Consider the following 19,984-nt stretch of genomic DNA (forward strand, 5'->3'; position numbering starts at 1 on the left):
CGCGTCTCCACGCCGCCTCCTCGTCGTCCGCCCGTCCCCTGTGTGCTTACACTGTGACACATGACGTCGAATCGTCACAACAGGGCGGCGGCGCGGACCGCCGACGACACCGTGCTCGACGCGGCGCGCGACTGCGTGCTCGCGGTCGGCGTGCGCCGCACGACGCTGACCGACATCGCCCGCCGCGCGGGCGTGTCCCGGATGACGCTGTACCGCCGCTGGCCGGACGTCCGCACGATCGTCGCCGACCTGATGACCCGTGAGTGGACCGCGCTCGGCGCGGCGCTGCAGCCGCCCGACGACGGCCGGCCCGTCCGGCCCCGGATGGTGGACGGCCTGGTCACCGGCGTGCGGACGTTCCGCGAGCACCCCCTGCTGCGCAAGATCATCGAGGTCGACCCGGAACTGCTGCTGCCCTACCTGCTGGACCGCTGCGGCGCCAGCCAGCGGGCGTTCCTGGACTGGTTCGAGCAGGGGATCGCCGCCGGCCAGCGGGACGGCACGGTCCGCGCCGGCCATCCCGGCCGGCAGGCGCGGGCGCTGCTGCTGGTCGTCCAGTCCTTCGCGCTGTCCGCACCGATCATGATCGACGCGGCCGAGCCCGGCTTCGACGCCGACGCGTTCGACGCCGAGCTCCGCCACGTCCTGGAGAGGATGCTCGCCCCATGAACACCTCCGCACCGGACCCGCGCACGTCGCTGACCGCGGCGCGCCGGGAACGCGAGCTCGCCGCCCTCCCGGACGAGGTGGTGGACGTGCTGGTCGTCGGCCTCGGCGCGACCGGCGCGGGCGCCGCGCTGGAGGCCGCCTCGCGCGGGCTGTCGGTCGCCGCGGTCGACGCGCACGACCTGGCGTTCGGCACCTCCCGGTGGAGCTCGAAGCTGATCCACGGCGGGCTGCGCTACCTCGCGTCCGGGCAGCTCGACGTCGCGCACGAGAGCGCGGTCGAGCGCGGGACGCTGATGCGCCGGACGGCCCCGCACCTAGTGCGTGCGCTGCCGTTCGTACTGCCGCTGACGCCGCTGGTGTCGCGCACGCAGGCGGCGGTGGCGGGCGGCGGGATGCGGGCCGGCGACCTGCTGCGGCTCGCCGCGCGCACCCCGCGCTCGGTGCTGCCCGGCCCGCGCCGGCTGTCGGCGGTCGAGACGCTGCGGCTCGCTCCCGCGCTGCGCCCGCACGGGCTGCGCGGCGGGCTGCTGTCGTGGGACGGGCAGCTGTGCGACGACGCGCGCCTGGTCACCGCCCTCGCCCGGACCGCCGCCGGGCACGGAGCCCGCGTCCTCACCCGGTGCCGCGCCGTCCAGGTGGCGGGCGACGGCGCCCTGGTGCGCGACGAGCTGACCGGGCGGGAGTTCACCGTCCGGGCGCGGGCCGTGCTGAACGCCGCCGGCGTCTGGGCGGGCGGCCTCGTGGACGGGGTGCGGCTGCGCCCGTCGCGGGGCACCCACCTGGTGCTACGGGCGGCGGCGCTGCGCGGCCTGTCCGCCGGGATGCACGTGCCGATCCCCGGCGGCGGTTCCCGCTTCCTGCTGGTGCTGCCGCAGGGCGACGGCCGCGTCTACGTGGGCCTCACCGACGAGCCCGCCGACGGGCCGATCCCCGACGTGCCGGAGCCCACCGAGGGCGAGATCGGGTTCCTGCTCGACGTGCTGGCCTCCGCGCTGGACGTCCCCGTCCGGCGCTCGGACGTCCTCGGCGCCTTCGCCGGGCTGCGCCCGCTGCTCGACGTCGGGCACGGCGGCGACACGGCCGACATCTCCCGCCGCCACGCGGTGCTGACCTCGCGGGACGGCGTCGTCACGGTCGTCGGCGGCAAGCTCACCACCTACCGGCGGATGGCGCAGGACGCCGTCGACGCGGCGGTGCGCGCCCGCGGCCTCACCGCCGGGCCGAGCCGCACGTCCCGGCTGCCGCTGGTCGGCGCCGCCCCGCGCGCCCGGCTGGACGCGCTGGACGCGCCGTCCCGCCTCGTCCAGCGCTACGGGACGGAGGCGCCGATGCTGGCCGCGCTGGGCGGGGACGACCCCGCGCTGCTGGAGCCGGTCGCGCCGGGCCTGCCGGTGACCGGGGCGGAGCTGGTCTGGGCCGTCCGGCACGAGGGCGCGCTGGACGCCGGCGACCTGCTGGACCGCCGCACGCGGATCGGGCTCGTCGCCGCCGACCGGGAGGCCGCGCTGCCCGCCGCCGAGGCGCTGCTCCCCCGGGCCGCGCTGCGCTGAGGGAAGCTGCGCTGAGGGAAGGGGAGACTGAGACCTCCGTCACCCCTCCCGCCGCACCCCTCCAGGTTTGGCCGCGACCCGTTAGGTTACCCTTACCTAATCCATTGAAGATCGGCCGGGGGGACGAGTGACGCGGGGGAACGGCTGCGGGCACTGCCCGGGGAGCCACACGGGCGAGCGCCCGTGCCTGGCGAGCGCGACCGTGAAGGCGCGCGCCTGGCTGCTCGTCGAGCACCCCGGTCCGTGGCCCGAGAACGTCACCGACCTGCCCGGCGGCGACCCGGTGGGCGAGGCCGTGCGCGCCGCGAAGAAGGCGGGCGTCCGGCCGCAGCTGATCCGGCGGCCGGGGCGCCGCCGCGCCACCCCGCCGGTCCAGGTCCACGCCGCGTTCTCGCGCGGCGCCGAGGTCTGGATGGAGGGCCGCGAGCTGGCCGATCCGGCGGAGCTGGCGGAGCTCGACCTGGCCGCGCTCGCCGCCGGCCGGTCGCCGGGGCTCGGCCCGCGGGTGACGGAGCCGGTGCTGCTGGCGTGCACGCACGGGCGGCACAACGCCTGCTGCGCACGCACGGGGGCGCCGCTGGCCCGGGCCCTCGCCGGGCGTTTCGACCGCCGCGTATGGGAAACCACCCATGTCGGCGGCGACCGATTTGCGGCGAATTTGGTGTGTCTTCCCCACGGGCTCTACTACGGCGACCTCGGCGAGACCGAGGCCGTGGCGGCGGTGGACGCCTACCTGCGCGGCGAGGTCGTCCTCGACCGGCTGCGCGGGCGGGCCGGGACGCCCGAGCCGGCGCAGGCGGCGGAGCACTTCGTCCGCGCCCGGACCGGCGTCCTCGGGGTGGACGAGGTGACCGTGGAGTCGCTGACCGGAACATCTCGGTACGAAGCGGTCGTTACTGCTCGGGAGAGCCGTTACCGGGTGACCCTGGAGGCCGTCCAGCAGTCCGACCCCTGCGGCCCGGACTGCGGCGAGAACTTGCGAACCTATGTTGTTAGGGAACTCACCCTTCTCAACGAGGCGGCCCTCGTGTAATCTCTCTGAGGCCCCATTCGAGGGCCTCCGTGTCGCACGTCCCCAGGATTCCGGAGTAACCGGACGGGGAACAGAGCGGCAACTCCAGACGTTGGAACATTCGGCGCTTCTGACTCATGTCACCTGAAGCACGTCGAGCGTCCATGTCCCGTTTTTTGTTCGAAACCAATCAAGGTGGGTGTTCCATGGCTCAGGTACGTCGGCAGGCAAACCTCCCTCGTCCCAGCTGGGGCTGGCAGGACGCCGCGGCGTGCCGGGGGGAAGACCTCGTCCTCTTCTTCGGTCCCGACGGCGAGCGCCAGCCCGAGCGCGAGATTCGCGAGCGCAAGGCCAAGCAGATCTGCATGGGCTGCCCCGTCCGCACGGAGTGCCTGGACTACGCGGTGTCCCGGCCCGAGAAGTACGGCACGTGGGGCGGTCTCAACGAGGACGAGCGCGCGTCCGAGCGCCGTCGCCGGATGCGCCGCGCCAACGCCGCCTGACCGAGCGAGCGGGCAGGCTCGGAAACGCTCCCGACGCGATCCCCGGCATGCCACCTGAAAACGTCACGGCCCCGCCCCGCGGGGCCGTTTGCGTTGCCGGGGGTCTCGCCCCTCCGACCGGGTCGGGCCCGGTCGTCACATCTGCATCACAGATGGGTTACATCGTTCCACGACATTCCATCCGGGATGCTTTTACCGCAAACGACTCCGCGATGTGACCCATTCACCGAAATTCGGCGGCCGCCATTCCGGGCACCGGCCGGGGCCGGCTCCCGGCGGCCCGCCGCCTCACCCGCCGTCCGGTCCGCCCGGGCCCCGCGCGCCGGACGCGGCCCGCTCCAGCCAGGCCGTCACGTCGGCGTCGGTCAGCTGCTCGAAGTCGCGGTACCACTGGCCCACGGCGCGGAAGTCCCACGGCGCCGCCGGGACGACGATGTCGTCCACCTCGGCCTCCAGCCCGTGGACGGTCTCCGCGGCGCCCACCGGCACCGCGAGCACCAGCCGGGACGGCCCGCGCTCCCGCATGGCCCGCACCGCGGCGCGGGCGGTGCCGCCGGTGGCCAGCCCGTCGTCCACCACGATCACCGGGCGCCCGGCGGCCTCCGGCAGCGGCCGGCCGCCCCGGTAGGCCGCGACGCGGCGGTCCAGCTCGGCGCGCTCGGCCGCCACCGTGCCCGCGAGGTCGTCCTCGCGCAGGCCGAGCCGGGCCAGCAGCTCGCCGTCGAACACCGGGGCGCCGCCCTCGGCGATCGCCCCGACGCCGAGCTCCGGCTGCGGCGGATAACCGATCTTGCGGGTCACCAGGACGTCGAGCCGGGACCCGAGCCGCCGCGCGACCTCGTACCCGACGGGGACGCCGCCGCGCGGCAGCGCGAGGACGGCCGCCCCCTCCAGGCCCAGGGGGACGAGGCGCTCGGCGAGCACGCGGCCCGCCTCGGCGCGGTCGGTGTAGGGGAGCCGGACGGTCTCCGCCCGCTGGAAGTCCCCTCGTGCGGATCTGTTCCAGGACATGGGGACCACCCCCTTCCGGGGTGTCCCCTACCCACTCACGGAGCCGTGAGGCGCTCGCTCAGGATCCGGCGAGCCACCGCAGGGGGTTGTCGCGCAGGATCGTGTCCAGCGTCGCCTCGTCGGCTCCGGCGGCGCGCAGCGCGGGCAGGAAGGTCTCGAAGAGGTAGCCGAAGCCGGCGCCGCCGTAGCGGCCGATCTGCTCCATCCGGGAGACGCCGGTGCTCAGCAGCACCCGGTCGGCGTGCCCGGCCTCCAGCAGGTCCAGCACGAGCCGGACGCGGGCGCCGACGGCGTCCGGGTCGTCGCCCGCGAGGCCGAGCGTGCCGAACGAGACGTAGCCGCCCATCTCGGCGATCTTGCGGTGCTGGCCGGGGTCGTCCACCCGGTCCTGCTGGCCGACGGCCACGCGGTCGGGAGACAGTCCGGCGGAGGTGAGGATCTCCATCTGGGCGAGCCCCAACCGGCCGTAGGTCGCGACGGACAGGCCGGAGTAGCGGGCCGCCCGCGCGGCGGCGCGCAGGCACAGCTCCTCGGTCTCGGTCGGCGACTCGCCCCAGGTGCCGATCTCGCCGATGACGCCGGGCAGGCAGTTGGTGCCGTCCATGCCGAAGCCGACCTCGGCGAGCAGCCGCTCCGCGAGCCGCTCGACGCCGGTCGGGCCGTCCGGGCCGGTCTCGGCGGCCAGCGTCTCCCGGACGAACGCCGGGTGGAACGGCTCGGTGAACACGCCGGTCCCGGCGACCACGGCGACGCGGGCGCCGGCGCTGATCCGGGCGAGCGCGGCGGCGTTGCGGCCCATGCCCGAGCACGTGAGGTCGACCACGAGGCCGAGCCCGTGCTCCTTGCGCAGCGCGGACAGCTCCCGCTGGACGGGCTTCTCCTCGTCCAGCCACCGGCCGGGGTCGGACTCGACCAGCTGGGGGCGCGCGGGCCAGCGCAGGTCCATCTGGAGGTGCTCGTGAGCGAGCACCGGCCCGGTGATCTCGGACGTCGCGATCGTGCCGGTCACGGTCCGCAGCCGGCGGGTCTCCTCACGAGGGGTCATGCCACGCGAGGTTACGACATGTTTAACCTATTCAGAGCCCTGTTCGGGGTTGTTTTTACCCGTGGCCCCCTGGTCGCGGGGCTCCTCCTCGGCCTGCGCCTCCCGCACGGCGCGCGCCCGCGCGGTGTCGCCGCTCGGCCAGAGCCGGTCGATCTCGGCGTTCAGCGCGGCCCCGATCAGCACAGCGAGCGCCGCCACGTACAGCCACGCGAGCACCGCGATCGCGGCGGCGAGCGACCCGTACACCGACACCCCGCGCAGCGATCCGGCCAGGTAGATCCGCAGGCCCGCGCTGCCGACGATCCAGATCAGCAGCGCCAGCACGGCGCCGGGCACCTCGCGCCACCAGGCCGTCCGCACCGGGACGCTCATGTGGTAGAGCAGCGCGAGGAACAGGATCGACAGGATCACCACCACCGGCCAGTACAGCAGCTGCACCGCCGGCGCGCTCTCCGGCAGCGCCTGCCGCACCAGCGCCGGCCCGGCCACCAGCATCGGGATGACGATCAGCATGACCAGCAGCCCGATGAGGTAGAGCACGAACGCGCGCGTCCGGGTGCGGATCACGCCGCGGACGCCGGACAGCCCGTAGGAGATGGTGATCGTGTCGACGTAGACGTTCGTCGCCCGCGACCCCGCCCAGAGCGAGATCAGGTAGCTGACGGACACGATGTCGGGGCTGCCGCCCCGGATCACCTCGTCGATCAGCGGGACGACGACCGAGTCGACCGCCGGGCCCGTGAGCGAGGTCTGCGCCTGCTCGATCACCCAGGTGCGGATCTCGGTCACGGTGTCGGGGCCGAGCAGGCCGCGCAGGTGGCCCATCGTGCCGATCAGCCCGATCACGAGGGGCGGCAGCGACAGCAGCGCGAAGAACGCGGCCTCGGCGGCGAGCCCGGTCACCCGGTACCGGAACGCGCCGACCGCGGTGCCCTTGACGAGGATCCAGCAGACGCGGGCGGCGGTGCGCAGGGCCGCCCGGGCGGTCGCGAGCGGGTGCGGGCGCGTCCGGGGCCTGGGGCCGCGCGGGTCCCGCTCGGAGTCGGAGTCCCCGGCCGAGGGGACGCCCTCGGCGTCGGAGACGGTCGTCACACCGCCCCACCGTAGAGCGTCGCGCGCCCGGAACATGCCGCCTCGCCCATTTCCGTGGTCGGCCACGTGCTTCCCCGGCCCGTGCGTCGCGTGGCGATCGCCTCCCCCGTCCGATCGTCTCCCCACCGGCCCGCCGCCCCGTACATGTCCTTGCCCATACCCGGTTGGACGGAGCGGAACGTCGTCCGGACCATGATCGTCCCGGTCCGGCCACGGGCGGGCGCATCCGCCCGTACCCGGGCGTGTCAGACCGCCGCCCGGAACCGCGCTCGGAACCACGCCCCGGGGGCCGCGCGCCGGAGCCGGGGCGCCGAGCACCGGGATCCATCGGTGACAATGGAGGCGTGATCTGCCGGTCCTGCCGCGAGCGCCGCCACGAGGAATGCCGTGGCGGCTCCTGGTGCGACTGCCAGCACCGGCCCCCGCCCGCGACGCCGGAGCGCGACGGCGCGCCCGGCGGCCGCCCGGCCGGCGACGACGCCGAGCCCCGGGTGAACTGGCGGAGGCAGGGATGACCGCCCCCATGACACATCTCACGTGTCCGTATATCGGACGAGGCTGGACAGGCCGCGAGACGTCATGTCAGAGTCTGAGCATGACTGCTGCGGACCCCCTGCTGGCGAAGCGCCGGCACGTGGACTTCCTGCGCGTCCGCAGCGCGATCTGTCGGTGACGCCCCGACCACGCCCCCCTGCTCAGCGGGCGCGTGGTGCATCGGCGTCACCTTTGACCTGATCCTGCTCAGCGTTGAGCCGGCCGTCTGATGCTGCCGGTGCGCTACGCGTCCCTCACGACCACAGATGAGGACGCGCGCCGTGCCACCCGCGATCAAGCGCAAGAAGGGCGAGGGCCAGTGGGCCCTCGGCTACCGCGAACCGCTCAACTCCACCGAGGAGAACAAGAAGAACGACGACGGGCTGAACGTCCGCCGCCGCATCATCGACGTCTACTCCAAGAACGGCTTCGACTCGATCGACCCGTCCGACCTGCGCGGCCGGTTCCGCTGGATGGGCCTCTACACGCAGCGCAGGCCCGGCATCGACGGCGGCCGCACCGGCGCGCTGGAGGACGAGGAGCTCGAGGACCGCTACTTCATGATGCGGATCCGCATCGACGGCGGTCAGCTGAGCGGCCCGCAGCTGCGGACCATCGCCGACATCTCCCGCAACTACGCGCGCGGCACCGCCGACATCACGAACCGGCACAACATCCAGCTGCACTGGGTCGGCATCGAGGACGTCCCCGCCATCTGGGACGCGCTCGCCGCCGTCGGGCTGCACACCACCGAGGCGTGCGGCGACGTGCCGCGCACGATCATCGGCTGTCCGCTGGCCGGGATCGCCGCCGACGAGGTGATCGACGCGACCCCGCAGCTGCGCGAGATCCACGACCGCTACATCGGCTCGCCGGAGTTCTCCAACCTGCCGCGCAAGTACAAGACGGCGCTGTCGGGCTGCACCTCGCACTGCACCGTCCACGAGATCAACGACATCGCCTTCGTCGGCGTGGTGAACGACGCCGGGGAGACCGGCTACGCGCTGTACGTCGGCGGCGGGCTGTCCACCAACCCGATGTTCTCCCAGAGCCTCGGCGTGTTCGTGAAGCCCGAGCAGGCCCACGAGGTGTGGCACGGCGTCACCTCGATCTTCCGCGACTACGGCTACCGGCGGCTGCGCAGCCGCGCCCGGCTGAAGTTCCTGATGAAGGACTGGGGCGCCGAGAAGTTCCGCGAGGTGCTGGAGAAGGAGTACCTCGGGTACGCGCTGCCGGACGGCCCCGAGCCCGCCGCCCCGGACGTCCACCGCGACCACCTGGGCGTCCACCCGCAGAAGGGCGGGAACTTCTACGTCGGGTTCGCGCCCCGCGTGGGCCGGCTGAACGGGGAGCTGCTCGGCGTCATCGGCGACCTGGCCGACCGCTACGGCTCGGGCCGGGTCCGCACGACGCTGGAACAGAAGATGATCATCCTGGACGTGCCGGAGGAGAACACCGAGGCGCTGGTCGAGGCGCTCGCCGAGCACGACCTGCACGCGCGGCCGTCCACGTTCCGGCGGCACATGATGGCCTGCACCGGCATCGAGTACTGCAAGCTCGCGATCGTCGACACCAAGCAGCGCGCCATGGACCTGATGGACGAGCTGGAGAAGCGGCTCCCCGACTTCGAGCAGCCGCTGACCATCAACATCAACGGCTGCCCGAACTCCTGCGCCCGCGTCCAGGTCGCCGACATCGGCCTCAAGGGCCAGCTGGTCGTGGACGAGAACGGCGACCAGGTCGAGGGCTTCCAGGTCCACCTGGGCGGGCGGCTCGGCGCCTCGTTCGGCAAGAAGGTCCGCGGGCTGAAGACCACCTCGGCCGGGCTGACCGACTACGTCGAGCGGGTCGTCCGCAAGTTCGACGCGCAGCGCGCCGACGGCGAGACGTTCGCCGACTGGGTGCACCGCGCCGACGACGCCGACCTCAAGTAGCGGGACGGAGCACCGATGAGCGAGCGCATGGCGCCGTTCTACTGCCCGTACTGCGGCGAGGAGAACCTGGAACCGCGCGAGGAGCACGGTTCCTGGTTCTGCCCCGACTGCCTCCGTTCCTTCACGTTGAAGTTCCTCGGTGTCGGAGTCCCCGGCACCGCGAGCAAGGAGATCCCTCGGTGACCCTCCTGGAGACCGACAGACCTACCCTTGACCTCGAGGACATCGTCGAATCCGCCGCCGCGGCGCTGGCGGGCGCGCCCACGCTGGAGGTCATCCGGTGGGCCGCCGCCACGTTCGGCGACCGCATCTGCCTCACCTCGTCCATGTCGGACGCGGCGCTGATCCACCTGGTGTCGAAGGTGAAGCCCGGCATCGACGTGCTGTTCGTCGACACCGGCTACCACTTCGCCGAGACGATCGGCACCCGGGACGCGGTCGAGGCCGTCTACCCGGTGAACGTCATCAACGTCACCCCGTCCCGGACGGTCGAGGAGCAGGAGGCCGCGCTCGGCCCCCGGCTGTTCGGCCGCAACCCGGACCTGTGCTGCCACCTGCGCAAGGTGGAGCCGCTCGGCCGCGCGCTGGAGGGCTACATGGCCTGGTTCAGCGGCATCCGGCGGGACGAGACCGCGAGCCGCCGCGACCGGAGGGTCGTCGAGTGGGACCGCAAGCGCGGCATGGTCAAGGTCAACCCGATCCTGGACTGGTCCCAGGAGGACATGGACAACTACATCGCCGACAACGGGGTGCTGGTCAACCCGCTGCACTACGACGGCTACCCCTCGATCGGCTGCGCGCCGTGCACCCGGCCGGTCGCGCCCGGCGAGGACCCGCGCAGCGGCCGGTGGGCCGGGATGGGCAAGACCGAGTGCGGCATCCACCTGTGAGCGCTCCCCCGATGGTCGCGGTCGCGCACGGGAGCAGGGACCCCCGCGCCGCCGCGACCGTCGCCGCGCTGCTCGACGCCGTCCGGACGCGCCGCCCGGACGTCCCCGCGCACGCCGCGTTCCTGGACCACGCCCCGCCCACACCCGCCCAGGTACTGGACGGGTTGGCCCGGAACGGTGATGTCGTCGTGCTGCCGCTGCTGCTCACCGCCGCCTACCACAGCAAGACCGACATCCCGGGCGTCCTGAACCGGGTGCGCGCCCAGCACCCCCGCCTGCGGCTGCGCACGGCGGCCACGCTGGGCCCGCACCCGCTGCTCATGGACGCCCTGGAGCGCCGCCTGCGGGACGCGGGCGTCGAGCCCGGCGACCCGGACACGGCGGTCGTCCTGGTCTCGGCGGGTTCGAGCGACGCGTCCGCGAACGCGACGATCGCCCGGCTCGCCCGCGACTGGCGGGCGCGCGGGTGGCGGGACGCCGTCCCCGCGTACGCGTCGGCGGCCGGCCCGAGACCGGGCGAGGCCGTGGCGGCGCTGCGCGAGGCGGGCGCCCCGCGGGTGGCGGTCGCGTCCTACTTCCTGGCGCCGGGCCACTTCGCCGACAAGGTCCGCGCGGAGGCGCTGGCCGCCGGCGCCGACGCGGTCTCCCCGGTGCTCGGCGCGGCCCCGGAGGTCGCGGAGCTGATCGTCCACCGCTACGACGAGGCGCTGGAGAGCGCGCGCCGGGCCGCGGCCGGCTAGACGTTCGGCGGCCCGCCGACCGGGTATGCGGGCCGCCATGGAACGCGACGACCTCGGCCACGAGCCCCGCGAGACGCACGACCGCGACTTCGCCCCGGTGACCCGCCGCTCCGACGCCCGCGGCCGGACGGTGCCCGACGGGGAGGAGACCAGCGGCACGGGCACGCCCGGCGTCCGGCACGGGCATCCCGACGCGCTGCCGCCGGACGAGGCGGGCGTCGAGGACGCCGAGCGGCACGACGACAGCCGCTGACGCGGGCTACCTGCGGTTCTGCCACCAGTCGGTGATGGCGCGGCGGACGGGCGCGTGGTGCTCGTCGTCGACGATCTTGATGTCGCCCATCACGGCGGTCGCGGTGACGCGGACGACCGGGACCCGGGCCCCCGGGTGCGGGTCGCGGACGTTGACCTTGCGGTCGCCGAGAAAGTTGTGGCCGGTCAGCTCGACGCTGACGCCGTCCGGGACGATGATCTTGACGTCGCCCATCACGGCGGTCGCGGAGATCTGGACCTCACCGGTCGGCACCTGCGCGCCGCGCAGGTCGAGTTCGACGTCGCCCATCACCGACACCGCCTCCAGCGGGCCGTCGATGCGGCCGACGATGCGCTCCTTGCAGTCCCCCATGACGGCGCTGAACCTGCGCTTGACCTGCGGCGGCGCGGGGTTGGCGCCGGGGGCGCCCATGCCGGGCAGGTCGGCGGTGATGCGTTCGAGGTCGCCGCGGCTGACCGCCGCGTAGGCGGCCTCGGTGCGCTCGGTCAGCTCCTCGAAGGTGAGCCGTCCCTCCACGGAGGCGACCCGCAGCCCCTCGACGACGGCCTCGCGCTCGGCGTCGGACGCCCGGATCGCGTCGGGCGCGGTCCTGGCGTCGCGCGGATCGGGCACGGAGTGGGCGTCCTGCCGCCGGGCCGGCGGGCGGCCGGGGCAGGGCCGCTCGGGCTGCGGACTGGACTGACTCATGATTCCGAAGGTATGCCCCCGGCGTGGCGCGACAATCCGCCGGGGGGACGAGATCGCCCCACCACTTCAGGAGGATGGACTCTCCACCACGGTACAGGCACCATCTCCAGGTGCCCCGAACGGGGTTCTGTATCCTGCGGGGCGTGGACACGCACGAGGTCGTCAACCAGGTGCCCCCGCTCACCGGGCACGACGTGGCCGACGAGGCCGTCCTGCTGGACGGGCTGGCGCGCGAGGGCGCCGGCTGGGCCGAGCCCGAGGTGCGCGAGCTGGGCCGCCTCGCGGGCACCGAGGAGGCCCAGGAGTGGGGCCGGCTCGCGAACGAGAACCCGCCCGTCCTGCGCACCCACGACCGGTACGGGCACCGGATCGACGAGGTCGAGTTCCACCCGGCCTGGCACGAGCTGATGACCGTCGCGGTCACGCACGGCCTGCACGGCTCCGCGTGGGCCGACCCCCGCGAGGGCGCCCACGTCGCACGGGCCGCGAAGTTCTACACGTGGCGCGTCGACGCCGGGCACGGCTGCCCCATCTCCATGACCTACGCGGCCGTCCCCGCGCTGCGCCAGTCCCCCGACCTGGCCGCGCAGTACGAGCCGCTCCTCGCCAAGAACGAGTACGACTACGGCCTGCGCGCCCCCCTGACCAAGAACGCGCTGCTCGCCGGCATGTCGATGACCGAGAAGCAGGGCGGCTCGGACGTCCGCGCCAACACCACGCGGGCCACCCCCGCCGCCGACGGCACGTACCGCCTCGTCGGCCACAAGTGGTTCACCAGCGCGCCGATGTGCGACGTGTTCCTCACGCTCGCGCAGGCGCCGGGCGGGCTGACCTGCTTCCTCGTCCCCCGCGTCCTGCCGGACGGGAGCCTCAACCCGCTGCGCCTGATGCGGCTGAAGGACAAGCTCGGCAACCGGTCCAACGCCTCCTCCGAGGTCGAGTACGCCGACGCGGTCGCCTGGCGGGTCGGCGACGAGGGCCGCGGCGTCCGCACCATCATCGAGATGGTCAACATGACCCGGCTCGACTGCGTGATCGGCGCCGCGGCCGGGATGCGGTACGGCGTCACCACCGCCGCGCACCACGCCGCGCACCGCAAGGCGTTCGGCAGGTACCTGATCGACCAGCCGCTGATGCGCAACGTCCTCGCCGACCTGGCGGTCGAGTCCGAGGCCGCCACCCTCACGATGCTGCGCCTCGCCGGCGCCACCGACCGCTCGGTCCGCGGCGACGCCGCCGAGACCGCGTTCAAGCGCCTCGCGCTCGCCATCAGCAAGTACTGGATCTGCAAGCGCTGGCCCGCCCACGCCGCCGAGTCCCTGGAATGCCTCGGCGGCAACGGCTACGTCGAAGAGTCCGGCATGCCGCGCCTGTTCCGGGAGTCCCCTCTGAACTCCATCTGGGAGGGCTCCGGCAACGTCGCGGCTCTCGATCTCCTCCGTGCGATCCTACGCGAGCCGCAGACGCTGGACGCCTTCTTCGGCGAGGTCGACCTCGCCCGAGGAGCCGACAAGCGCTTGGACGCAGCCGTCAAGGACGCCAAGGAAGCCTTCGCCGACACGGCGACAATCGAGTACCGAGCCCGCCGAGTAGCCGAGAGCCTCGCGCTCGTCCTGCAGGCATCGTTGCTGGTCAGACACGGTCACCCCACTGTCGCCGACACCTTCTGCGCCACCCGCCTGGCCGGCGACTGGGGTGCCGCCTTCGGCACCCTCCCCCCGGGATCGGACCTCGCCCCGATCATCGACCGCGCCACCCCGAAACTCGGCTGACCCCACCCTCAAGATCCGCGACCAGAGCCCATCAAGCCTCCTCACCCAGCCCACTCACGACCGCCCCAAGCAAGATCATCCGCTAGTGAACTCGCTAGCAGCAAGCCTCTGCCTCGCGCCAACCGCATCCAGCGCAACCTCGCGCCGTCGGATCTTGATTACACTCCGTTACTGAGCGTGCCCGCCGGGAACGCGATCCGCCTCGCCACCCGTAGCCCCGGTCAGCAGCATCCGGGACCTAACCACATGGAACTGCGGGCAACACGATCGGCGCGAGGAGGGTGAGGTTCAACTCGATGGTGAAGTTCTTCCGTTGGCCCGTTCCCGTGACACTCCGGGTCAGCGACGTCAGATACACGGCCCCCGATCCTCGCGCAGTAACTCCGGCGAGTCTCACCCGCCGGCTCGACCCTCATACCAGGGCATCTGTTTCACTGGCGCCGGATGGCCGCAAACGGCCAGCGTACGACTCGAATCACTAAAGCGAGCTAAACCCGGCCACCCTCAACCTCACATGCCCCACACTAGACTCTGTCCCCATCTGATGCCGAGCTTCACAACGTCTGCTCGAGAGCGGTGATCAAAGCGTCTCGTTGGTACAAATGTGATCTGCAGGTAGCTACGCCTGCTTGGAAGTTCAAGCTCCCGCACGGCAGCAGCTACAACTTCTCCCAGGCAGCACACCGCGCACGCTTCGCCGACACCTACATGGAACAGCTACGGTCGCGCGGGATCGACGTGATCGCCCTCGCCGACCACAACACGGGCGATTGGCTCCCCGACATGCAGGCTGCTGGCAAGAGACATGGTGTTGTCGTCTTCCCCGGCGTAGAGGTGACCACCGCTTCGGGGGCTGACGGAGCGCACCTTGTGTTAATCGGTGACCTAGATCGCACGAAGGAGGACATCGACGTCCTCCTGGCTCGAACCTGTGGCTTCAACGATGACCATCCGCGCCTGAACCCCCAAACCGGCGCCCCAGCGCCTGCGCCGTTGACGGCCGACCAGATACTGGATGGTCTACCGGACCAGTGGCTCGCCCTCGCACCTCACGTGCTCACCGAGAACGGTCTGGCGTCAAAGGGGACTTTGCGAGGCGACCTACGATGGAAGGCGCTTCACCATGATCGGCTCGGCGCCGTAGACCCAGGCGACGTGACTACAGAACGACTCAAAGGGGATTCCTATACTGCCCGTTTCCTCAACAGGAAGATGACCAGTCTGCCGTGTCTTACACGCCTTCCATTCATCGCATCTTCTGATGCATATTGCCTTGAGGACTTGGGCAATAGGTACACATGGATCAGGATGGAGGCGCCTTCCAAAGAAGCACTGCGACAGGCTTTCCTCGACCACGAGGCACGCATCATACCCAGTTGGGACATTCGGCTGACGACAAACCCTGACCCCAATGTGGTTGAGCACGGGTGGGTCGAGTCGATAGAGCTCACCGGCAAACTAGGAAACTCCAACACCCCACTTAGTGTAGCTTTTGATCCCCGCCCGAACGTCATTATTGGGGGACGTGGGTCCGGGAAATCAACTATTGTCTCGGCACTTCGTCAAGTGTACGGCCGCACGGACAACCTGCCCACCTCAATCAAGCACGAGGTGGAAACATTTATCGATGGCGTGTTCAGCGAAGCCACTCTGTCCGGCCGTCACCAACTTGCGATATCACGTGAGCCTCAAGCCGCACAATGGAACAAGCCGGCAGGCTCCCAGACGAAACATCAGGAAGCCTGGCTGCCCACACACTTTCCTATGCGCATCTTTAGCCAGAAGGAACTGTTCGAACGCACGGCTCATGATCGTCTGGACCGCTTCGCCGCATCGAGGCATCTCCTCAGCCTGGTCGATGAAGCCCTTGAGGCCGACTCGGCATCCCCGGAGGGCTTCGAGGATGAATTGAGTGCGGCCATGACTCATTGCTACACCTGTGTGGCCGAAAGGCTGGACATTGAAGCCCGGCTTGCCACACGACCAATGCTTGAGGCACGACGCTCTGAGTTACTCGGCCAGATACAGGCGTTCGGAGACGCCGCGAGCCAGAGTTCGCGTATGGAGAGCGAGCAACTTCTGAGCGAGAACGCTCAACTCGGGGCAGTCACCACACGTTTCGATGAGGGCATGGAAGAAGCTCTAGAAGGCGCAACGAAGCGGCTGGCATCATCGCTCCCCCGGAGGAGCACCCCCGGTCAGAGTTCTCTCCAAGATTTCCACAACGAACTGATCCAAATACAGAACACACTCGAAGCGAGCATACGAGCGAGCGTGAGGCAGGCGCAGGCGGCACTAGGTGAAGCCCGTGAACGGCACCAGCATGGTCCATGGGGAATGAGGATCGCCGCAGCTGAGAGGGAGATCCTCACCTTCCAGGAGCACCTGAGCACCTTGGGGATCGAACCAACCGCTTATCTTGAGCTGACCGAGGCACTCAACTCAGTGCAGGCTCGACTACGTACCCTCGATCAGGATGCCGACAAACTCGATGATCTGCGGACAGTGGAAGCCACAGCTTGGGCCGACTTGCAGCGGATCTACGATAGGCGGCGGCGGCGAAGAGAGACACTTCTACTAGAAGTAGAAGAACGTAGCCAGTCCTTGCGTTTCGAGGTGAACGCGCACGGCAACGCTAGTAGCTGGACCCGTCACGTACGTAATCAGCTCAGTATCCGCTCCGATGGCTTCCTAGAAGATGTACCCGCCGTGGCCAATTGGCTGTGGGAAGGACCCGAGATCGACCGACAACGGCGTGCAACGCTGTGGCGCGAAGGTCTCCTGAGTAGCGATCTATCCGTTGTGCGCGAAGAGGTCAACTGCAAGGTCGGATGGTGGAGCAAGCTCGAGAAGCTGGAACTCACTCAGCGCATTCACCTCGCCATGCTCCTTCCCGACGACGCAGTGACAATGTACTTCCTCCGCGATGGCGGAAAAAAGACCAATAACACCGATTGGCAGGCTGTCACCACCGGGTCACCTGGACAGCGCAGTGCGGCCATGCTCAGCTTCGTCCTGCATCACGGCACCGAGCCTCTAGTCCTGGATCAGCCTGAAGACGACCTGGACACAGCGTGGATTTCCCAGCTCATTGTCCCCGAGATTCGCAAAAGCCGATGGCGACGCCAAGTAATAGTGATCACACATAACGCGAATATTCCAGTGAACGCGGATGCCGAACGAGTCATCGTGCTAGAGAACGATGGCGCACGCATTCGCATCAAACGGACTGTGGGTGACGCAGGTCGTGAAGGTCTCATGGAGGCCGAGCACTCTGGGCCGATTGAAGTTGAGCGAGTGCGCCTAGACATCCAGAATATCCTCGAGGGCGGCACTGAGGCCTTCATGGCGCGGGAACGTCGATACAATAATGAACTCAACACCTACCGAGCGGCTCTACGCGGATAATTCCTGCTTAAAATACTAGGCGTTGACATTTACTCGCAGCGGCAATCCATCGATGACCGTCACCGATTACTAGGTCATCCAGTGTTGCGAATCGTTGATTCTTCGACATTATGTCGCGAGACTTTTATGCTTCCTCCCTGTGCGTTATGACATGTGACGGTAGCCTTGAGTCCGCACTTATGCGCCGCGCCTTCATATGCGGGATCGGATCAATTCGACCGATGGCTTGCAGAGCATGCGCCAACCGGGATGTGTCAAGGCACGCCGGGTGAAGAATAGGTCGCCAAGCATTTTCAGAATGTGGCGCTCTCAGTTGACGCGACGACCCCAGAGATGCGAGGTAAACATGATATGCGGCCGTAACGAGTGGTAGCGGAGCGCGTCCAAGAACTGGCCTTCGGCTTTCGGTCTCGAACCCGGGAATCGACATGAAATCCCGTGTACACCTTCACACAGTCACTGGAAGATCATGTCGCCTCGTAGCCTGCTCGGCGGTTCGAAACGAACTGACACGATGGGCGTGGACTAGGACGTGTGCGCGGATGCCGAGTTGGAGGCAATGACCGTGGCGAGCAACTTGTCGGATTCTCCATCGCGACACATGCCGAAGTTAAGATCGTCGTCCGCGCCCCGAGGGCCGACCTGGCCTCATGGGTAGACCGCGTCGGCAAGTTGATCGCGTCTAGGCTCTCGCCGCGCACTGGAGCGCCGCGTTTTGGGGGCGTCGCGGGGTCACAGCACGGTGGGGCTGCGGCGTTCGAGGAGGACGACGTCGCGCCATTGGCCGTCGAGGCGGCCGAGGCGTTGGCGGGTGCCGACGGTGCAGAAGCCGGCCTTGGTGTGGAGCCGGAGGCTGGAGGTGTTCTCGGGGAAGATGCCGGCTTGGATGGTCCAGATGCCGTTGGCTTCGGTGGCGGCGATGAATGCGGTCAGCAGCGCGGCTCCGATGCCCCGGCCACGGGCGTGCGGGCAGATGTAAACGCTGTGCTCGACTACTCCGGCGTAGCAGCAGCGGTCGGAGACGGGGCTGGCGGCGATCCAGCCGAGCACCGTGTTGCCGGGGTCTGCGGTGGTGTCGGTCGCGACGTACCGGTATTGGGTGAGTTTGGCGGTGTCGAACGCCTGCCAGGTGGGGGCGGTCGTCTCGAAGCTGGCGTGTCCGGTGTCCAGGCCTTGCTGGTAGATCGCCAGGACCTGGTCGGCGTCCTGGTGACGCATGGCTCGGATGGTGATGCCGGGGTTCTCGTGCTGATGGGATGGCATGGCGTGCGTCCTGCTAGTCGGCGGGTTTGATGGCGTGGACGATGGCGGCGTTCAGCCCGCCGGTGTCGGTGGTCGTGGTGATGTCGACGGCGGTGAACCCGGCCGTTCGGAGTTGCCGGTGGTACTCCTGGGCGGTGAGTGTGGAGGCGGCGCAGCCGATGCGCCGTTCGGCGGCGGTGCGTTCGGCGGGGTCGAGGCCGGGTTCGGCGATGATGTCGCTGACGCCGAACCGTCCGCCGGGGCGCAGGACGCGGAATGCTTCGGCGAGGACGCGGGGCTTGTCCGCGGCAAGGTTGATGACGCAGTTGGAGATGACCACGTCGACGCCGGCATCAGGGAGGGGGATGTCTTCGATGCGGCCGTGGAGGAAGTGCGCGTTGTCGGCTCCGGCCTGGGCGGCGTTGGCGCGGGCGAGGGTGAGCATGTCTGTGCTGGCGTCCAGGCCGTAGGCGGTTCCGCCGGGGCCGACGCGGCGGGCGGACAGCAGGACGTCCAGGCCGCCGCCGGAGCCCAGGTCCAGGACGGTTTCTCCGGGGTGCAGTTCGGCGACGGCGAGTGGGTTGCCGCATCCCAGGCTGGCGCGCAGGGCGGCCTCGGGTATCCCGTCCACGCTCGGGTACCCGGCGGCATCGACGCAGGAGTCACCGCAGGGAGCGCCGTCGTGTGGGGCGCCGCCCGCCAGGGCGAGCCGGGCCAGGCCGGAGTACCGCGCGACGACGGCCTCGACGGGATCGCCGGTGCTGGGGTCGGGCATCAGGTGTCTCCTTCGGGCGGGCAGGTCGGGGTGGCCGGTGCGGGGCGTCCCATGACCAGGTCGGCGGCGGTGGGGAAGCAGGCCACGCATGCCTGGTTGATCCGGTAGTGGCGGGCGGTTCCGTGCCGGTCGACCAGGACGAACCGGACCTCTGACAGCACCTTGAGATGGGCCGAGACGGTCGACTGCCCGACATCGACGGCGTCGACGATCTCCCCCACGCTCATCGGCCGCCCCCGCCGTGCCAGCAGCGACACGACCTGGACACGGGTCGGGTCGGCCAGCGCCTTGAACCAGGACGCGTATTCGCTGGCGATCACCCGGTCGAGCGGCCCCTCTGTCTTGTTCATCGTTCATCGACGATAGACGATGAATGAGACGGAGGGAAGGGCGGAAACCAGCGCCGGAGGCGCGTCAGGAGTCGGGGGTCGGGAGTTCGGCGAGCAGGGCGCGAACGCGGGTGCCGTCCTCGTCGAGGATGCGCCTCAGAACGCCGTCGCGACGAGGATCCTTGATTCGATGCCTCTCTAAGTTGACGCCTGTCTAAGTCAGGTGCATGCTGAGGTGAGTGATTAGACGGATATCTAATCAGGAGATCGGCTGCGCTTGCGGAGGAGTTCACCCCCGCAAGCTGACCGTCCTACGGCCGTTCCGTCTCCAGGAGGAAGCTCATGTCCCGTGTCCAGCTCGCACTCCGCGTCCCCGATCTGGAGGGCTCGATCGCCTTCTACTCCAAGCTGTTCGGCACCGGGCCGGCCAAGCGTCGTCCCGGCTACGCCAACTTCGCCGTCGCCGAGCCTCCGCTCAAGCTCGTCCTGATCGAGGGCAAGGACGAGGAGGCCACTC

General features: G+C 70.2%; 20 protein-coding genes. 13 read left to right on the forward strand and 7 right to left on the reverse strand.

The window, feature by feature from the left end; translation table 11 throughout:
• Positions 1-60: 60 nt before the first annotated feature.
• The 4 genes from AB0K34_RS21345 (at position 61) to AB0K34_RS21360 (ending at position 3,734) form a co-directional block, all read left to right on the forward strand.
• On the forward strand, positions 61-669 hold the full coding sequence (locus AB0K34_RS21345; RefSeq protein WP_138641241.1) for a TetR/AcrR family transcriptional regulator: 609 nt from the start codon (positions 61-63) through the stop codon (positions 667-669).
• The gene (locus tag AB0K34_RS21350) at positions 666-2,219 is read left to right on the forward strand and encodes a glycerol-3-phosphate dehydrogenase/oxidase (protein ID WP_301174559.1); all 1,554 of its coding nucleotides are present in this window, start codon (positions 666-668) and stop codon (positions 2,217-2,219) included. Before AB0K34_RS21345 ends, AB0K34_RS21350 begins: the two co-directional genes overlap by 4 nt.
• A 127-nt stretch (positions 2,220-2,346) precedes the next feature.
• A complete protein-coding gene (locus tag AB0K34_RS21355; RefSeq protein WP_301174558.1) occupies positions 2,347-3,252 on the forward strand; it encodes a sucrase ferredoxin in 906 nt (301 codons plus the stop codon).
• Positions 3,253-3,437: 185 nt separating this feature from the next.
• Entirely contained in the window at positions 3,438-3,734 is a 297-nt protein-coding gene (locus AB0K34_RS21360; protein WP_021600082.1) for a WhiB family transcriptional regulator, read from the forward strand.
• Positions 3,735-4,022: 288 nt separating this feature from the next.
• Here the strand turns inward: AB0K34_RS21360 and AB0K34_RS21365 are convergent, their stop codons facing one another.
• The 3 genes from AB0K34_RS21365 to AB0K34_RS21375 are packed head-to-tail and all read right to left on the reverse strand — an operon-like array spanning position 4,023 to position 6,882.
• Positions 4,023-4,745, reverse strand: coding sequence for a phosphoribosyltransferase family protein (locus AB0K34_RS21365; protein ID WP_301174557.1), 723 nt, complete (start codon positions 4,743-4,745; stop codon positions 4,023-4,025).
• A 58-nt stretch (positions 4,746-4,803) separates the two neighbouring features.
• The gene (locus AB0K34_RS21370; RefSeq protein WP_301174556.1) at positions 4,804-5,790 is read right to left on the reverse strand and encodes an aryldialkylphosphatase; all 987 of its coding nucleotides are present in this window, start codon (positions 5,788-5,790) and stop codon (positions 4,804-4,806) included.
• A gap of 27 nt (positions 5,791-5,817) precedes the next feature.
• Positions 5,818-6,882, reverse strand: a complete 1,065-nt coding sequence (locus AB0K34_RS21375; RefSeq protein WP_301174555.1) for a YihY/virulence factor BrkB family protein — start codon at positions 6,880-6,882, stop codon at positions 5,818-5,820.
• A 344-nt stretch (positions 6,883-7,226) separates the two neighbouring features.
• Between AB0K34_RS21375 and AB0K34_RS21380 the strand changes: the two genes are divergently transcribed.
• The 6 genes from AB0K34_RS21380 (at position 7,227) to AB0K34_RS21405 (ending at position 11,233) form a co-directional block, all read left to right on the forward strand.
• Positions 7,227-7,397 (forward strand): hypothetical protein, encoded by a 171-nt coding sequence (locus AB0K34_RS21380; RefSeq protein WP_301174554.1) that lies wholly within the window; start codon positions 7,227-7,229, stop codon positions 7,395-7,397.
• 300 nt (positions 7,398-7,697) lie between these two features.
• The gene (locus AB0K34_RS21385) at positions 7,698-9,350 is read left to right on the forward strand and encodes a nitrite/sulfite reductase (RefSeq protein WP_138640699.1); all 1,653 of its coding nucleotides are present in this window, start codon (positions 7,698-7,700) and stop codon (positions 9,348-9,350) included.
• Between the two features lie 15 nt (positions 9,351-9,365).
• Positions 9,366-9,533, forward strand: coding sequence for an Insertion element protein (locus AB0K34_RS21390; RefSeq protein WP_138640700.1), 168 nt, complete (start codon positions 9,366-9,368; stop codon positions 9,531-9,533).
• Positions 9,530-10,240 (forward strand): phosphoadenylyl-sulfate reductase, encoded by a 711-nt coding sequence (locus tag AB0K34_RS21395; RefSeq protein ID WP_138640701.1) that lies wholly within the window; start codon positions 9,530-9,532, stop codon positions 10,238-10,240. The genes AB0K34_RS21390 and AB0K34_RS21395 overlap by 4 nt, the downstream gene beginning before the upstream one ends.
• Before the next feature lie 11 nt (positions 10,241-10,251).
• Positions 10,252-10,980, forward strand: coding sequence for a sirohydrochlorin chelatase (locus AB0K34_RS21400; protein ID WP_301174567.1), 729 nt, complete (start codon positions 10,252-10,254; stop codon positions 10,978-10,980).
• Positions 10,981-11,017: 37 nt separating this feature from the next.
• Positions 11,018-11,233 carry a hypothetical protein gene (locus AB0K34_RS21405; RefSeq protein WP_138642203.1) on the forward strand — a complete coding sequence of 72 codons (216 nt, stop codon included), beginning with the start codon at positions 11,018-11,020 and terminating at the stop codon, positions 11,231-11,233.
• 6 nt (positions 11,234-11,239) lie between these two features.
• Here the strand turns inward: AB0K34_RS21405 and AB0K34_RS21410 are convergent, their stop codons facing one another.
• Entirely contained in the window at positions 11,240-11,941 is a 702-nt protein-coding gene (locus tag AB0K34_RS21410; protein WP_171069519.1) for a DUF1707 domain-containing protein, read from the reverse strand.
• A gap of 143 nt (positions 11,942-12,084) precedes the next feature.
• Between AB0K34_RS21410 and AB0K34_RS21415 the strand changes: the two genes are divergently transcribed.
• Together AB0K34_RS21415 and AB0K34_RS21420 are read left to right on the forward strand one after the other, a co-directional pair.
• Positions 12,085-13,713, forward strand: a complete 1,629-nt coding sequence (locus AB0K34_RS21415; RefSeq protein ID WP_364550422.1) for an acyl-CoA dehydrogenase family protein — start codon at positions 12,085-12,087, stop codon at positions 13,711-13,713.
• 576 nt (positions 13,714-14,289) lie between these two features.
• On the forward strand, positions 14,290-17,121 hold the full coding sequence (locus AB0K34_RS21420; protein ID WP_364550424.1) for a TrlF family AAA-like ATPase: 2,832 nt from the start codon (positions 14,290-14,292) through the stop codon (positions 17,119-17,121).
• Positions 17,122-17,853: 732 nt separating this feature from the next.
• Here the strand turns inward: AB0K34_RS21420 and AB0K34_RS21425 are convergent.
• From AB0K34_RS21425 to AB0K34_RS21435, 3 genes are read right to left on the reverse strand one after another with little or no spacing between them, the layout of a single operon-like run.
• Positions 17,854-18,384 (reverse strand): N-acetyltransferase family protein, encoded by a 531-nt coding sequence (locus AB0K34_RS21425; protein WP_364550426.1) that lies wholly within the window; start codon positions 18,382-18,384, stop codon positions 17,854-17,856.
• Positions 18,385-18,397: 13 nt separating this feature from the next.
• A complete protein-coding gene (locus tag AB0K34_RS21430; protein ID WP_364550428.1) occupies positions 18,398-19,138 on the reverse strand; it encodes a methyltransferase domain-containing protein in 741 nt (246 codons plus the stop codon).
• Complete coding sequence (locus AB0K34_RS21435) at positions 19,138-19,488, reverse strand: metalloregulator ArsR/SmtB family transcription factor (protein WP_364550430.1); 351 nt, start codon at positions 19,486-19,488, stop codon at positions 19,138-19,140. Before AB0K34_RS21435 ends, AB0K34_RS21430 begins: the two co-directional genes overlap by 1 nt.
• A 321-nt stretch (positions 19,489-19,809) precedes the next feature.
• On the opposite strand from AB0K34_RS21435, the gene AB0K34_RS21440 reads away from it, so the two are divergent.
• The coding region (locus AB0K34_RS21440; protein ID WP_364550436.1) for a VOC family protein at positions 19,810-19,984 on the forward strand (175 nt) is incomplete at its 3' end.

Origin of the sequence: Actinomadura sp. NPDC049382 (assembly GCF_040677125.1) — a bacterium.
In the GTDB taxonomy this organism is placed as follows: Bacteria; Actinomycetota; Actinomycetes; order Streptosporangiales; family Streptosporangiaceae; genus Spirillospora; species Spirillospora geliboluensis.